The organism is Lysobacter sp. GQ73, assembly GCF_059758755.1.
Window position 1 is genome coordinate 272,008 of the sequence record NZ_JCAXEE010000006.1, and the last position, 15,199, is coordinate 287,206.

The following is a 15,199-nucleotide window of genomic DNA, read 5'->3' on the forward strand; positions in this document are numbered from 1 at the left end:
GGGAAAACGGGTGTCGATGGGCGGGTCGCTGCCTCGGCCGCGGCGCGCGGGCGCTCATGCGATCGGCAGGATCCGCAGGCCGTCGGCCTCGAGCGCGGCGCGCAGCGCGCGCGCGAACGCCGGCGCGTCGCGGCGGTCGCCGTGCAGGCACAAGGTGTCGGCGCGCAGCGCGAGACGGCCGCCGTCGGCGGTGGCGACTTCGCCGCGCAGCACCAGACCGCGCACCTGGGCGATGGCGTCGTCGAGCGACTCGATCACCGCGCCGGGCTGGCCGCGCGGCAGCAGCCGGCCGTTGCGCGCATAACCGCGCTCGGCGAACACCTCGTGGGCGACGCGCAGGCCGGCGGCCTGGGCCGCCTGGGTGAGTCGCGACTGCGACAGGCCGTAGACGACCAGGTTCGGATCGAACGCCGCGACCGCGCCGACGATGGCCTCGGCGGCGATGCGATCGTCGGCGGCGAGGTTGTACAGCGCGCCGTGCGGTTTGACGTGACTCAGTCGCACCCTCTCGTCGGCGGCGATCGCGGCGAGCCGGGCGAGCTGGTTGAGCATCAGCATGCCGATTTCGTCGCGGCTCAGCGGCAGGGTGCGGCGGCCGAAATGCTCGGGATCGTCGTAGCCTGGATGAGCGCCGGCGGCGACGCCGTGTTCGCGGCACAGGCGCAGGGTTTCGCGCATCGTCGCCTCGTCGCCGGCATGGCCGCCGCAGGCGATGTTGGCCGAACTGACGTAGGGCAGGATCGCGGCGTCGTCGCCGCAGCCCTCGCCGAGATCGCAATTGAAATCGATGCGGTCCTGCATGAGGCGCTCCGCGCGGCTATTTGCCGCGCTTGAACAGCAGGCCCAGGCCGACCGCGATCAGGATCGCCGGCCACCAGGTCATCAGCAGGCGAGTCAGGCTGACGTTGGTGAGGCCCAGATTGTTGAGCAGGAACAAGGTGCCGATGACGATCAGGATCAGGGCGCCGACGACATGGGATTTCATGGGTGCGCGGTCTCGTGTGGGGCAGGGCGCCGGGCCCGGGGACGCGAGGAGTCTAGACGGGTTGGGGCGGGGGGACCAAGCGCCTGGGGACTTCGGTCGCAGACGAACGCATGAGCGCGAGATCCGCCGCTTCGTTGCGGGCCTGGCGCTCGGGTGGATCCGGGGGGCGACTGGAGCGGCTGCGCCGGGGGATTCGCCTTTGCCGCGGACCGAAGCAGCAAGTCTCCCTGTCCCTTTCGAAAGGGGCAGGGAGCTTGGGTGCGTATCGAGTCTTCGAGGTGCGGTCTTGACCGGAACCCGCGCTGCCGGTCACTGCTTCGTTGCAGCGGCATCCGGCGCAGCGGCCGGCGGCGTTGCCGCAGCGGCGGCGGTGGCGCCCGCCGGCTTCGCCCCGGTCCACAGCTTGGTTTCCGGCGCGGTGCCCAGCATCTGGCCGCGCAGCAGCGGGATCGGCGGGCCGCCGTAGCTGAGGAACTGATCGTGGAAGCTCTTCCAGGCGCTGCGGCCGCCGCGCGTGGCGGTCCAGTCCTCGCGCAACTGCATAATCATCAACTTGCCCAGGGTGTAGTTGAGGTAAGCCGGATCGTAGGTGCCGCGCGCGGCCTGCTGGCGCGCGTTGCCGGGGTCCTGGAAGGCCTTGTCCTTGAACATCTGCTCGGACTGGGCGACGGTCATGCCGCCGGTGTGCAGGCCGATCGCCGACAAGTAGCGCACGTTGCGCAGCAGCGCGTTGGTAAGCTGGCCGATGTGGACCTCCGGCGTCGCGCCGTCGAGGCCGGCGTCGAACATCATTTCCTCGGTGTAGTGCGCCCAGCCTTCGGCATAGGCATAGCCGACGAACAACTGGGCGAACTTCCACTGCGAACGGTTGGCGTGTAGGAACTGCAGGAAATGGCCCGGCCACACTTCGTGCGCCGAGGTGAACAACAGGTCGGCCTTGCCCGGCACGTAGGCGTCCTGCTCGGCCTTCGGCCAGCTCGGATCGGGCGGGGCGATGTAGTACACCGACGGCAGGTTCTTCTCGTACGGGCCGGGGATCTCGATGTAGGCGAAGTTGTTGCGGTTGAACGGCGGCGCTTCCTCGACCTTGGCCTGCTCGGTGCCCGGAATCGTCACCAGGTCCTTGTCGACCAGGAACTGGCGCAGGCCGACCAGTTGCGCGCGCGCGCCCTCGACCGCGCCGCCGACCGGCTTGTCGTCGTTGACCTGGGTGATGCAGTCGTTGAGCGACTTGCCCTTGGCGTACTGGTCGCAGGCGCTCTTCAACGCGGCCAGGTTGCGCTCCAGGTCGGCTTCGCCGGCGGCCCGCAACTGGTCCAGCGGCAGGTCCACGCCTTCGGTGGCCTTGAGCATGCGCGAGAATTTTTCCGCGCCGAGCGCGTAGTCCTGGGTGGCCTGCGGCTTCTGCGCGGCGAGCCAGTCCGACAGGCCCTGCATGGCCTCGGCGGCCTTGGCGTTGGAGGCCTTGAACCGGGTCTGCAGCGCGTCGTCCTTCACTTCGGCGAAGGCCTGCGGCACGTCGTTCTTGAAGAACCGGGCGAGCCCGCCGAACACCGAGGTGCCGAGCTGGATGTAGGTTTCCGGCAACGGCCCCTTGAGGTTGGCGCGGATCTGCTCGACCGCCTTGGGCAGGTTTTCCTGATAGGTCACGAACGCGGCCATGCGCTGCGGCAAGGGCGCGTAGGGACGGGTCAGGTACATGCTCGGCGACAGGTCGCCGGCGTAGAAGGCCGGGTTCTTGCTGGAAAAACCGGAGTCTTCCAGCCAGAACAACTGGCCGTCGATGACCGCGCGCACGTAGTCGCGCTGATAGCGCTGGGCGGCGTCGAGGCGCTCGTCGCCGAAGGCGTTCACCGCGTCGCGCTGCCGATGCAGCCACTGGATGTTGCGCTGCAAGCCCTCGGCCGAGAAATCCGGCAGGCGGCCGTCGTACTCGTGCTTGCCGGCGTTCGCGCCCCAGGTCGGGAAGTGCTCGAAGAAACCGCTGAGGAAGCCGTCGACCGCGGCATCCCATTCGGCGCCGGCCGGCTTGGCCGCGGCGGGCGCGGCATCGGCGCCGGCGGCCGGCGCGGCGGTTTCGGATTTGCAGCCGGCGGCGAGCGCGGCGACGACACAGACGGACAGCGACAACAGACGCAGGGAACGCATGCGGAATCTCCAGAAGGCGATGACGGCGAAGCGGTTCGATGGCGGGCGCGCGCATCCTGGCCGGTTCGTGCGCCCGGATGCGCTGTCGATCGTCGCGGCAACCGGGGCGGAAGCGATAGTGCCTTTTGCCCTAGCTGGATGCCGAATTCGGCACAGCGGCGCGGGCCGCCAATGCCGTCGGCGCGCAATCAGCGCTTACTCAGCGCTTAGTCAGCGCGTATGCGGCAAGCGCGACGCCACGGCCAGGCGCAGGCGCACCATGCGTTCGCGCCGATGCCGCAGCGCAGCAATCGCCGCCGGCGCATCGCAGGCCTGGAAGCGCAGCCGCGCGTGCGGAGGCGCCTGCGCCAGCCGCGGCAGGTCGGCGGCGATCACATGGCCCAGGCGCGCGTACCCGCCGACGGTCTGCGCATCGGCCAGCAGGACGATCGGGTGGCCGTCCGCCGGCAACTGAATCGTGCCGGGCGCGACCGGTTCGGACACGCCGCTGCCGCCGACCGCGGGCAAGGGCGCGCCGTCCAGGCGCAGGCCTTGGCGGTTGCTGGCGGCGGCGACGGTCCAGGGCTGGCGCGCGAGCGCCGCGGCGCTGCCCGCTTGGGCCGGATCCGCGCTGGGCAGGTAGCGGATCGGCAGCTGAGGGTCTTCGCCGAAATCGGGGTCGACCCACCACGGCGCGATACGCGGCGCGTCGATGCGCAGCGCGTCAATGCGCAAGCTTGGCGAAGCGCCGAGCGGCAGACGGTCGCCGGCCTGCAAGGCGCGCCCCAGGTGACCGCCGAAACCGCCGCGCAGATCGGTGCTGCGGCTGCCGAGCACCGGCTCGACTTCGAAGCCGCCCGCGATCGCCAGCCACGCGCGCACGCCGTTGCGCACGCCGCCGAGCTTGAGCGTGCCGGCCGGCAAGTCGATCGGCCGCGCCATGGGCAGCGGCAAGCCCTCGAAGCGCGCGTCGACTGCGGCGCCGAGCAAAGCGATGCGCGAGGGCCGCGGCAAACGCAAGCCGGGCCCATGCAGGCTCAGTTCGAGCACCGCGTCGTCGTCGCGGTTGCCGACCAGATGATTGGCCAGCGCCGCCAGTTCCGGGTCGAGCGCGCCGCTGCGGGCGATGCCGAGGTGGCGCCAGCCGTGCCGGCCCCGGTCCTGCACGCTGGTCAGCGGGCCGGGCGCGATCACTTCGATGAATTCCTTTCGCCTGTTTTCGTTGCGCCCGCTCATGCCGGCGCCTGCAGGCGCGCAAGTTCGGCGAACTCGGCCGCGTCGATGGCGACGAAGCGCACCCGGTCGCCGGGTTGCAGCAGGCTCGGCTCGGTGCGCGCGAGGTCGAACAAGGCCAGCGGCGTGCGCCCGAGCAAGCGCCAGCCGCCGGGGCCGGGGCGCGGATAGATGCCGGTCTGGGCGCCGCCGATCGCGACGCTGCCGGCGGCGACTTCGGTGCGCGGCGTCGCCAGGCGCGGCAGCGCGAGCGCGGGGTCGAGCCCGGCCAGATACGGAAAGCCCGGGGCGAAGCCGATCATCGCCACGGTGTAGTCGCCGCCGCTGTGGCGCGCGATCAGTGCCTGCGCGGACAGGCCGAGTTCGGCCGCGCCGCGCTCGAGGTCGGGGCCGTAGTCGCCGCCGTAGGCGACCGGGATCTCGACCAGACGCTGCGTCGCCCGCGTTTCGCCGCCGGCGGTATCGGGTTGCGCGCACTGCGCGCTGAGCCAACTCTTGACCGCGAGCGCGTCGATCGCGGTCTCGTCGAAAAACAGCGCGAGGCTGGCGTAGGCCGGCACCAGGTCGCGCAGCCACGCCGGCGCGTGCGCGCGCAGCCGCGCGGCGAGGCGGTGCACGCGGGCGTTGATCGCGTCGTCGATTTCGTCGCCGAGCCGCAGCAGCCAGGCGTCGTCGGCGAGCGCCTCGAACACGATGGCCGGCGGCGCCGGCGCCGTGGCCGCGCTCACGCCGGCAACGCGTCCTGCAGGCGGCGGATGCGTTGCACCAGCACTTCGGGCGAATACGGTTGCGCGCTGGCCATGCCCCAGACCGGACGCGGCCAGGCGATGTCTTCGCGGTAGCGCGCGATCACGTGCACGTGCAACTGCGGTACCAGGTTGCCGAGCGCGGCGACGTTGAGCTTGTAGGGCTTGAACGCGGCCTGCAGGGCGCGGCTGGCGCGGGCGATCTCGCGGGTCAACGCGATCTGCTGCGTCTCGTCCAGGTCGATCAGTTCGACCGCTCCATCGACGCGCGGCACCAGGATCAGCCAGGGATGATTGGCGTCGTCCATCAGGCGCAGTTCGCTGAGTTCGAATTGGGCGACCGGATGGGTGTCGTCGGCGAGTTGCGGGTGCAGGTGCCAGGGGTTCATTTGAGGCTGTCCGCGAGAAAGTCGAGCGTGCGAGTCCAGGCCAGCGCGGCGCTGTCGGCGTCGTAGTCGGCGCGCAGGTTGCAATTGAAGCCGTGGCCGGCTTCGTACAGATGGATCGGCGCGGTCGGCAGGGCTTGCCGGTGCTGTTCGATCGCTTCCGGCGGGATGCTGCCGTCGTGGCGGCCGAAGTGGAACATGATCGGCGCGCGCACCGGCGCACGCGGCCGCTCGCTCAGGAACGGCACGGTGCGCGCGCCGTAATAGCTCACCGCCGGCAGGTCGAGGCGGGTATTGGCGAGAAAAGCCACCGAGCCGCCCCAGCAGAAGCCGACCGCGGCGGTGCGCAGGCCTTCGCTCTGCAACACGTGGGCGGCGGCGCCGACGATCTCGGTGGCGCGGTCGAAACCCACCGCATTGCGCAGTTCGACCCCGCGCGAGGCCGCGGATTGGTCGTAGCCGAGCTCGACGCCGCGTTCGACCGGGTCGAACAGGGCCGGGGCGATCGCCGCGTAACCGGCCCGGGCGAAGCGCTCGGCGACATCGCGGATATGCGCGTTGACCCCGAAAATCTCCTGAATCACCACCACTGCGCCGCGCGGGACCGCGCTCGGGTCGGCGCGCCAGGCGGCGACCGTGCCGGCGGGGGTGTCGAGGTCGATCCAGTGGCCCATGGCCTGCTCCCGAACGAATGATCAAAACCGCGGCCAGTTTAGCCCCGGAGGCTATAATTCGCGCCCCGGCGGTTCCCGCCCGGGCCCGGCCGCCCCCTGCGGCGCCCGGCGCCCTTGTTCAGGTCTCCTCGTTCATGTCTTCCGCCAGCGTCTCGCCAGCCAATCCCAAAGTCGGTTTCGTCAGTCTCGGTTGCCCCAAGGCGCTGGTCGATTCGGAACGCATCCTCACCCAGTTGCGGGTCGAGGGTTACGACATCGTCCAGACCTACGACGCCGCCGACGTGGTCGTGGTCAACACCTGCGGCTTCATCGACTCGGCGGTGACCGAATCGCTGGACGCGATCGGCGAAGCGATCGCCGAGAACGGCAAGGTCATCGTCACCGGCTGCCTCGGCAAGCGCTCGGAGCTGATCCGCGAAGCGCACCCCGGCGTGCTGTCGATCAGCGGCCCGCAGGACTACGGCAGCGTGATGAGCGCGGTGCATGCGGCGTTGCCGCCGAAGCACGACCCCTTCATCGACCTGGTGCCGCGCCGCGACGACGGCATCGGCGTCAAGCTCACGCCCAAGCACTACGCCTATCTGAAGATTTCCGAAGGCTGCAATCACCGCTGCAGCTTCTGCATCATCCCCTCGATGCGCGGCGACCTGGTCTCGCGCCCGGTCGACGAAGTGCTGCGCGAAGCCGAAAAGCTGGCGATGGGCGGGGTCAAGGAACTGCTGGTGATCTCGCAGGACACCTCGGCCTACGGCGTCGACGTCAAGTACGCCGAGCGCGAATGGCGCGGCAAGACCTACCAGACCCGGATGAAGGCGCTGTGCGAAGGCCTCAGCGAGCTCGGCATCTGGACGCGTTTGCACTACGTCTACCCGTATCCGCACGTCGACGACATCATCCCCTTGATGGCCCAGACTCATAACGGGATGCCCAAGCTGCTGCCTTACCTCGACATCCCGTTCCAGCACGCCAGCCCGCGCGTGCTCAAGCTGATGAAGCGTCCCGGCGCGGTCGACAAGACTCTCGAGCGCATCCAGCGCTGGCGTTCGATCGCCCCGGACATCGCGATCCGCAGCACCTTCATCGTCGGCTTCCCGGGCGAGACCGAGCAGGAGTTCGAGGAACTGCTCGACTTCCTCGACGAAGCCCAGCTCGACCGCGTCGGCGCCTTCGCCTACTCGCCGGTCGACGGCGCCAAGGCCAACGACCTGCCCGACCCGGTGGACGAGGAGGTCAAGCAGGAGCGGCTGGCGCGTTTCATGGAGCGCCAGGCCGAGATCTCCGCGGCCAAGCTCGAAGCCAAGGTCGGCAGCATCCAGCGCTGTCTGGTCGACGCCATCGACGGCGACCTCGCCATCGCCCGCTCGATGGCTGACGCGCCGGAGATCGATGGCCTGGTGCAGATCCAGAACGGCCTCGAAGCACAGCTGCGCGTCGGCCAGTTCGTCGACGTCGAGATCATGGGCAGCGACGAACACGACCTGTTCGGCGAAGCCGTCGAGCAGGATTGAGGCGGGCCGGCAGCGGCGGCGTCATCCCGAGGCTCCGGGGTAGGAGCGGCGTCCCACAGGGATTTCCTGCGGTCACAAGCTGCGACCGCGCCAATGGATCTACGGCGCACTGTGGATTCGAGGTCGCGGCTCACGCCGCTCCTACATCCGCGACGCCGCCATCCCCTGTAGGAGCGACGTAAGTCGCGACCCAATCAGCAGACTTGCGCGACGCCGTTGCGGATACGGGTCGCGGCTCACGCCGCCCCTAAATCCGCGACGCCGCCATCCCCTGTAGGAGCGGCGCAAGCCGCGACCGCGCCAGCAGGCCCACGACGCAACCACAGTCAAACCGCCTGTCCCGCCGCATGCCCCGACGCCCAGGCCCACTGGAAGTTGTAGCCGCCGAGCCAACCGGTCACGTCGATCGCCTCGCCGATGAAATACAACCCCGGCACGCGCTTGGACTGCATCGTGCTCGACGACAGCTCGTCGGTATCCACGCCGCCCAAGGTGACTTCGGCGGTGCGATAACCCTCGGTGCCGCTGGCGATCAGCGGCCACTCGCTTAAAGTCGCGGCGAGCTGCTTCAGCTCCGGCAGGTTGTATTGCTTCATCGGCTTGTTGCCGAGCCAGACCTCGCACAGGCGCTGGGCGAAACGCCGCGGCACCGCGTCGCCGAGCACGGTCTTCAATTCCGCCGCAGAACGTTCGCGCTGCTGGGTCTGCAGCCACTCCAGCGCATCCTGCCCCGGCAACAGGTCCAGGCGCAGATCGTCGCCCGGCTGCCAATACGACGAGATCTGCAGGATCGCCGGGCCGCTGATGCCGCGATGGGTGATCAGCATCTGGTTGCTGAAGCTCTGGCCGTTGCAGGTGGCGGTGACCGGCAGGGCGACGCCGCTGAGTTCCTGCAACCGCTCCTGGTGCTTGCCGCTGAGGGTCAACGGCACCAGGCCGGCCCGGGTCGGCAGCACGTTATGGCCGTAGCGGCGCGCCAGTTCGTAAGCGAAACCGCTTGCGCCCATGCTCGGGATCGACAGGCCGCCGCTGGCGATCACCAGCGAGCGCGTCGCGAACCCACCGTGCGCGGTGTGCACGCGGAAGCCGCTGTCGCCCTCGTTATGCACGATGCGCTCGACCGCGCAGCCGATCTCGATGCGCACCCCGGCCGCCAGGCATTCGTCGACCAGCATCTGCACGATCAGCTTCGACGACACATCGCAGAACAGCTGGCCGAGCTCTTTCTCGTGATAGGCGATGCGATGGCGCTCGACCATCGCGATGAAATCCCAGGGCGTGTAGCGCGCCAGCGCGGACTTGCAGAAGTGCGGGTTGGCCGACAGGTAATTGGCCGGGGTGGTGCCGGTGTTGGTGAAATTGCAGCGCCCGCCGCCCGACATCAGGATCTTCTTGCCGACCTTGTTGGCGTGCTCGAGCACTACCGCGCGCAGGCCGCGGCGGCCCGCGGTCAGGGCGCACATCAGGCCGGCGGCGCCGCCGCCGACGATCAGCACATCGACCGCCTCGGTCATGCTCAGGCGGCTCGCGCGTCCGCGCTCTGGCGCACGCCGGGAGTCAGCACCAGCGCGCCCTTGTCGGTGCTCAGCGACACTTCGCCGTCCTGGATCTGGCAATCGAGGCGGAAGCTGCGTTCGACCAGGCCGGCCATCGCTTCCACTGCGGCGGGGTCGAGGTCGAGCACCGTCAGATTCTTGAGCCGGCGCAGGATCGCGACGTTCTTGTCCCACCAGATATCGGCGGCGCGGCCGCCGTAGTTCACCACCACCACCTGGCGCGCGCGGCCGCAGGCCTTGCGGATGCGCGACTCGTCGGGCTGGCCGACGTCGATCCACAGCTCGATGTCGCCGGTGTAGTCGCGCAGCACCACGTCGGGTTCGTCCTCGCTGCTCAGGCCCGGGCCGAATTCCAGCCGCTCTTGCGCGTTCAGCGCGAACGCCAGCATCCGCACCATCAGCCGTTGCTGGGTTTCGGACGGGTGTTGCGCCAGGGTCAGGGCGTGGGCGGCGTAGTAATGCCGGTCCATGTCGCTGATTTGCAACTCGATCTTGACGATGGTGGCATTGGGCGCCATGGGCTGAGCTCGCAGGAAAACAGCGCGCATTCTAGGCGCTGGCGGCTTCCCCGTCCGGTCCGGGTGCCCGGGCTGGTTCAGGCTGGTCGGGCCGCCGTTGCGCTGGCCGCGTCTTGGCTGGATCTTGCTGGCTGGACCTTAGTCGGATTTAGGCTGGATCCTGGCTGGAGCGAGCGCCGAGCCGCCGTTCTCCGGCGTGGGCGAGCTCCGGCGTGGGCGAGGGCAGCGAAGTCGGCGATGATGCCGGCATGTCCACGAACCGATCGAATGCGCCCCGCGACGGCGTCGCGCCGAGCCGGCTGCAGCTGCCGCCGGGCCCGTGGACGCACCTGCTCGACGGCTTGTGCGCACGCTTCCCGGCCATCGGGCGCGAGCGTTGGCTCGAGCGCTTCGCCCGCGGCCGCGTGCTCGATGTTCAGGGGCGAGCGCTGGCGGCCGACGACGCTTATCGGGCCGGCATGGAGGTCCGGTATTTCCGCGAAGTCTCCGAGGAGCCGCGCATCCCGTTCGAAGAGCGCGTGCTGCATCGCGACGCGCATCTGCTGGTGGTCGACAAACCGCATTTCCTGCCGGTGACCCCGTCCGGCGGCTTCGTCGCCGAGACCCTGCTGGCCCGACTGATCCGGCGTTACGACGAGCCCGACCTGGTGCCATTGCACCGGCTCGACCGCGGCACCGCCGGCGTGATCCTGTTCTCGCGCGACCCGACCTCGCGAGCGGCCTATCAGGCTCTGTTTCGCGAGCGCCGCATCCACAAGCGTTACGAAGCCTTGGCGCCGGCCCTACCGGACCTGCAATTTCCGCTGATACGGCGCTCGCGCCTGATCGCAGGCGAGCCGTTCTTCCGCATGACCGAGGCCGAGGGCGAACCGAACAGCGAGACCCTTATCGAGGTCATCGACCGCGGCGGCCCGATCTGGCGCTACGCCCTGGAACCGGTGACCGGCCGCAAACACCAACTGCGCGTGCATCTGGCCGCCCTCGGCGCACCGATCCTCAACGACCCGTTCTACCCCCTGTCGTCGCAGGCGCTCGCCGACGATTACGCGCGGCCGCTGAAACTGCTGGCGCGCTCGTTGCGGTTCGTCGATCCGCTGGAGGGGAGCGAGCGGTGGTTTGAGAGCGGGTTGGGGCTTAGGCCCCATGATTAACAGTCAAGTGGTCTAACTACGCAGGCGCAAACAGCGTCCGGTCGTCACTGACGGTGGGATCGGAAGCGACGCGGTCGCGGCTTGCGCCGCTCCTACCCCTTAGAGCGGATCTGCGTACTCTGGAAGGTGGGTGGGCTAGACCCACTCGCGCGAGGGCAGGGTGTAGCGCCGCTGCGGTTGGCCGATGAGGTCTAGGAAGTTGTTGAACACCGCGTCCGCGCGGGTCTGCATGGCGTGGATGTGTTCGAGGGTATGCGCGCGTATCGCCGCTTCGCTGGTGTCGTGGCCGAGTTCGGCCAGTTCTTCGCGATAGACCGGGTTGGCCAGCCAACGTTCGATCAGGGGCACGTCCATTTCGAGGTGGAACTGGAAGCCGTAGGCGTTGTCGCCCCAGCGAAAGGCCTGTTGTTCGCAGGTGTCGGTACGGGCGAGGTGGTGCGCGCCCTGCGGCACTTCGAAGCTGTAGCGATGCCATTGGAACACCGGCGCGGTGCCGGCCAGCGGCGCGAGCACCGGGTCGCCATGGCCGGCCTCGGTGGTCTGCAGCGGGTACCAGCCGATCTCGGGGCGATGGTGTTTGCGCACCGGTGCGCCGAGGACGTGGGCGAGCAATTGCGCGCCGAGGCAGATGCCGAGCACCGGCTTGCCTTGTTCCAGCATGCGTTCGATCGCGAGCAGTTCGGTGCGCAGGTGCGGGCGCTGGGCTTGGTCTTCGACGTTCATCGGCCCGCCGAGCACGATCAGGCCGCGGTAGCGGTCGACGTTGGGCTGCGCCTGCGGGTCGCGGTCGAAGTTGGCGAAACGGATGCGATGGCCGCGACGCCGGATCAGGGGATCGAGCGTGCCCAGCGGTTCGGCGGCGACGTGTTGGAAGACCAGGATGCGGGGCATGTGCGGCGGCGTAGCGACTACGCTGCGACTATGCCAAAGATCGGCGCCGATACGCGACGATCGGCTTATGACTTCTGGTGTGGATGCGGCGGCGGCCGCCTGCGCTCAACTCCCTCTCCCGCTGGCGGGGTGAGCGAACGCCGCTTGCGAGCCATTGGCTCGCGCGTGTGCGAACGCGCGAACGCCAGGGGTTCGGGCCGGGGTGCGGGTTAGAGGGGCAGCTTGCGCGCCCTCATCCGGCCGGCTGGTTCTTCCGCCCCTTCCCCCGAACGCGAGAGAAGGGGGGCATCACCCCTCAGCTCAAGTCAGCGCGGCGGGCGCGGCTTGAACGGCTTGCGCGGGCCGGTGTGCGATTTGGGGCCGCCAGGACCGCGCGGGCCGCCTGGGCCGCCGGGACCCCGCGGGCCGCCCGGGCCGGGGCGACGGCTGCGGCCGCCTTCGGTGTCGCCGGGGCTGGCGTGCTGGATGCGCAGCGGGTGACCGGCCACGCGCACCTTCTTCAGGTGCTCCATCAGTTCGCGCGGCATGCCTTCCGGCAGGTCGATCAGGGTGTAGTCGTCGCGAATGTCGATGCGGCCGATGTAGCGGCTTTCCAGGTCGGCTTCGTTGGCGATCGCGCCGACGATGTTGCCGGGCTGGACGCCGTGGGCGTGGCCGACTTCGATGCGGAAGGTCTCCATGCCGACTTCCGGCGCGCCGCGCGGGCTGCGCTCGGCGCGCGGTGCCGGCGACTCGTCGTCGAACAGCGATTCGGCCTTGTTCGACGGACGCGCCGACGGCGGGGTGTACTGGCGGTCTTCGCGACGCGGCGCCGGGGCGCGCTCGCCGTCGCGCGGCGCACGCGCGTCGGCCTGGCGGAATTCCTTGCGGTGCGCGCCGGAGTTGGAGGCGTTGTCGCGCTCGACGAACTTGCGCGTCGCCGCGCCGCGGTGCTCGCGCGGGCCGTCGCGCTCTTCGCGCTCGTAGCGGGCCGCCGCCGGGGGCGGGGTCAGCAGCAGCGGGCTGTCGCCCTGGACCACCTTGGCCAGCGCCGCGGCGATCTCGACCGCCGGCACGTTCTTCTCGCGCTCGTAGCGCTCGACCATTTCGCGGAACAGGCCCAGGTCGGCGCTTTCCAGGGCTTCGGTGATGCGGCCGAGGAAGCGCGCGACGCGCTGTTCGTTGACGGTCTCGACGCTCGGCAGCTCCATCGGCTCGATCGGCTGGCGCGTGGCGCGCTCGATCGCGCGCAGCATGCCGCGCTCGCGCGGGGTCACGAACAGGATCGCCTCGCCCTTGCGCCCGGCGCGGCCGGTGCGGCCGATGCGGTGGACGTAGCTCTCGGTGTCGTAAGGGATGTCGTAATTCAACACGTGGCTGATGCGGTCCACGTCGAGGCCGCGCGCGGCGACGTCGGTGGCGACCAGCACGTCGATCTTGCCGTCCTTGAGGTTCTGGATGGTCTTCTCGCGCTGCGCCTGCTGCACATCGCCGTTGATCGCAGCGGCCGACAGGCCCCGCGCGCACAACTTCTCGGCCAGCTCTTCGGTGCCGAGCTTGGTGCGCGAGAACACGATCATCGCGTCGTAGGGTTCGGCCTCGAGGATGCGGGTCAGCGCGTCGAGCTTGTGCACGCCGCTGACCGACCAGTAGCGCTGGCGGATGTTGGCGGCGGTGGTCGTGGTCGACTTGATCGCGATCTCGACCGGTTCTTTCAGATAAGTCTGGGCGATGCGCTTGATCTGGCTCGGCATGGTCGCCGAGAACAGCGCGACCTGGCGCGATTCCGGGGTCTTCTTGAGGACGTTCTCGACGTCGTCGATGAAGCCCATGCGCAGCATTTCGTCGGCTTCGTCGAGCACCAGGCAACGCAGCTCGGACAGGTCCAGCGTGCCGCGGTCGAGGTGGTCGATGACGCGGCCGGGCGTGCCGACGACGACGTGCACGCCGCGCTTGAGCGCCTGCAACTGCGGGTAATAGCTCTGGCCGCCGTAGATCGGCAGCACGTGGAAGCCGGGCAGGTGCACGGCGTACTTCTGGAAGGCCTCGGCGACCTGGATCGCCAACTCGCGGGTCGGCGCCAGCACCAGGGCCTGCGGCTTGAACTGCTTGGGATCGATCTGGGCCAGGATCGGCAACGCGAACGCGGCGGTCTTGCCGGTGCCGGTCTGGGCCTGGCCGAGCACGTCGCGGCCTTCGAGCAGCGGCGGGATGGTCGCGGCCTGGATCGGCGAGGGCGACTCGTAGCCGACGTCCTTGAGCGCGCGCAGCAGCGGCTCGGACAGGGCGAGGTCGGTGAATTTCGGGGTGTCGGGGGAGGTATTGGTCGGGTCGGCGCTCATAACGAGGCTCAGCAGCGCCGGCGATGCCGGTCGGAAGACCCACCAGTTTACTCCTATGAGTGTGGAGCTACGGCTCGGCGCGGGATCGGCGGGCATCCTGGGTACAGGTGGGGACAGTGGCGGGATCGGATGCGGCAGGCACCTACGGGCTCGCGGCGGCGGCTGTGCCGGATCGGTCCTTTGCCGGGTGGCGGCGGATCGTGGCTTGCGTGGATTGCACGTTTATGCACAATTGAGCCCAATCATTAACGATTTGGCTGCCATGTCCGCCGACGAACTGCTGCCGCAACAGCGCCATCGCCTGATCCTGGAGCGGTTACTCGCCGAGGGCCGGGTGATCGCGGTCGATCTGGCGCGCGAGTTGGAGGTCTCCCACGACACCATCCGCCGCGACCTGCGCGAAATGGCCGCGGCCGGGCAGTGCCGGCGGGTCTACGGCGGCGCCTTGCCGACGGCGCCCGACCACGGTTCGCTGAGCCAGCGCCGGGCCCAGGCGCCGGCGCGCAAGGCGGCGCTGGCACGCGCCGCGGTGGCCCTGGTCGAGCGCGGCCAGGTGCTGTTCCTCGATGCCGGTTCGACCAACATCGCCATCGCCGAAGCGCTGCCGCGCGACTACGGCCTGACCGTAGCCACCAATGCGCCGGCGATCGCGGCCTTGCTGGCCGTGCGCGACGACATCGAGCTGATCGTGATCGGCGGCCGGGTCGATCCGCATGTCGGTGCCAGCCTCGGCAGCGGCGCGATCCGCGATGCCGCGGCGATCGCCAGCGATGTGTATTTCCTCGGCATCTGCGGCGCCGACGCGCAGGCCGGGATCAGCGCGCTCGATTACGAAGACGCGCAGTTCAAGCGCGCCGTCGCCGCCGCCAGCCGCGCGGTGGTCGCGGTGGCGACCGACGACAAACTCGGCACCGCCGCGCCGTACACGGTGTGGCCGGCCGAGGGCGTGCGGGCGCTGGTGATCGAGCACGGCGGCGACGCTGCGGAAGCCGAGGCCTTCGCCGGGCTCGGCGTACGCGTGCTGCGCGCCGGGCCGCCCAATGACCACGCGAAGTCGTCCTACGACCGCGCGCGTATTCCGCGCGCCGAACCGGGCGACTGAT

The 15,199-nt window shown here is 69.6% G+C and carries 14 protein-coding genes; 3 read left to right on the forward strand and 11 right to left on the reverse strand.

The annotated features are described in order from the left end of the window. Positions 1–54: 54 nt before the first annotated feature. The 7 genes from AC6CH2_RS17805 to AC6CH2_RS17835 form a co-directional block, all read right to left on the reverse strand. Positions 55–801, reverse strand: coding sequence for a 5-oxoprolinase subunit PxpA (locus AC6CH2_RS17805; RefSeq protein WP_498270348.1), 747 nt, complete (start codon positions 799–801; stop codon positions 55–57). Positions 802–817: 16 nt separating this feature from the next. Beyond that, the gene (locus AC6CH2_RS17810; RefSeq protein WP_169795620.1) at positions 818–985 is read right to left on the reverse strand and encodes a LiaI-LiaF-like domain-containing protein; all 168 of its coding nucleotides are present in this window, start codon (positions 983–985) and stop codon (positions 818–820) included. A gap of 309 nt (positions 986–1,294) precedes the next feature. Beyond that, positions 1,295–3,133, reverse strand: a complete 1,839-nt coding sequence (locus AC6CH2_RS17815) for a DUF885 domain-containing protein (protein ID WP_498270349.1) — start codon at positions 3,131–3,133, stop codon at positions 1,295–1,297. 210 nt (positions 3,134–3,343) lie between these two features. Then, complete coding sequence (locus AC6CH2_RS17820; RefSeq protein ID WP_498270350.1) at positions 3,344–4,348, reverse strand: 5-oxoprolinase subunit C family protein; 1,005 nt, start codon at positions 4,346–4,348, stop codon at positions 3,344–3,346. Beyond that, positions 4,345–5,073 carry a 5-oxoprolinase subunit PxpB gene (pxpB, locus tag AC6CH2_RS17825; protein ID WP_498270351.1) on the reverse strand — a complete coding sequence of 243 codons (729 nt, stop codon included), beginning with the start codon at positions 5,071–5,073 and terminating at the stop codon, positions 4,345–4,347. The genes AC6CH2_RS17820 and pxpB overlap by 4 nt, the downstream gene beginning before the upstream one ends. Continuing rightward, positions 5,070–5,480, reverse strand: coding sequence for an HIT domain-containing protein (locus AC6CH2_RS17830; RefSeq protein WP_498270352.1), 411 nt, complete (start codon positions 5,478–5,480; stop codon positions 5,070–5,072). The genes pxpB and AC6CH2_RS17830 overlap by 4 nt, the downstream gene beginning before the upstream one ends. After that, positions 5,477–6,151 (reverse strand): dienelactone hydrolase family protein, encoded by a 675-nt coding sequence (locus AC6CH2_RS17835; RefSeq protein WP_498270353.1) that lies wholly within the window; start codon positions 6,149–6,151, stop codon positions 5,477–5,479. Before AC6CH2_RS17835 ends, AC6CH2_RS17830 begins: the two co-directional genes overlap by 4 nt. Before the next feature lie 134 nt (positions 6,152–6,285). On the opposite strand from AC6CH2_RS17835, the gene rimO reads away from it, so the two are divergent. Beyond that, positions 6,286–7,659 (forward strand): 30S ribosomal protein S12 methylthiotransferase RimO, encoded by a 1,374-nt coding sequence (gene rimO / locus AC6CH2_RS17840; RefSeq protein ID WP_498270354.1) that lies wholly within the window; start codon positions 6,286–6,288, stop codon positions 7,657–7,659. Between the two features lie 326 nt (positions 7,660–7,985). Here rimO and AC6CH2_RS17845 read toward each other — a convergent pair whose 3' ends face one another. Next, positions 7,986–9,173 carry a BaiN/RdsA family NAD(P)/FAD-dependent oxidoreductase gene (locus AC6CH2_RS17845; protein WP_498270355.1) on the reverse strand — a complete coding sequence of 396 codons (1,188 nt, stop codon included), beginning with the start codon at positions 9,171–9,173 and terminating at the stop codon, positions 7,986–7,988. A 2-nt stretch (positions 9,174–9,175) separates the two neighbouring features. Continuing rightward, complete coding sequence (locus AC6CH2_RS17850) at positions 9,176–9,733, reverse strand: YaeQ family protein (RefSeq protein ID WP_498270356.1); 558 nt, start codon at positions 9,731–9,733, stop codon at positions 9,176–9,178. Positions 9,734–9,981: 248 nt separating this feature from the next. On the opposite strand from AC6CH2_RS17850, the gene AC6CH2_RS17855 reads away from it, so the two are divergent. After that, entirely contained in the window at positions 9,982–10,884 is a 903-nt protein-coding gene (locus AC6CH2_RS17855) for a pseudouridine synthase (RefSeq protein WP_498270357.1), read from the forward strand. Between the two features lie 135 nt (positions 10,885–11,019). On the opposite strand, the gene AC6CH2_RS17860 is transcribed toward AC6CH2_RS17855, so the two are convergent. Together AC6CH2_RS17860 and AC6CH2_RS17865 are read right to left on the reverse strand one after the other, a co-directional pair. Beyond that, entirely contained in the window at positions 11,020–11,775 is a 756-nt protein-coding gene (locus tag AC6CH2_RS17860; RefSeq protein WP_498270358.1) for a type 1 glutamine amidotransferase, read from the reverse strand. A 305-nt stretch (positions 11,776–12,080) separates the two neighbouring features. Then, positions 12,081–14,096 (reverse strand): DEAD/DEAH box helicase, encoded by a 2,016-nt coding sequence (locus tag AC6CH2_RS17865; RefSeq protein ID WP_498270359.1) that lies wholly within the window; start codon positions 14,094–14,096, stop codon positions 12,081–12,083. A gap of 262 nt (positions 14,097–14,358) precedes the next feature. Here AC6CH2_RS17865 and AC6CH2_RS17870 point away from each other — a divergent pair, with 262 nt between their 5' ends. Then, complete coding sequence (locus AC6CH2_RS17870) at positions 14,359–15,198, forward strand: DeoR/GlpR family DNA-binding transcription regulator (RefSeq protein WP_498270360.1); 840 nt, start codon at positions 14,359–14,361, stop codon at positions 15,196–15,198. Position 15,199: the final 1 nt, after the last annotated feature.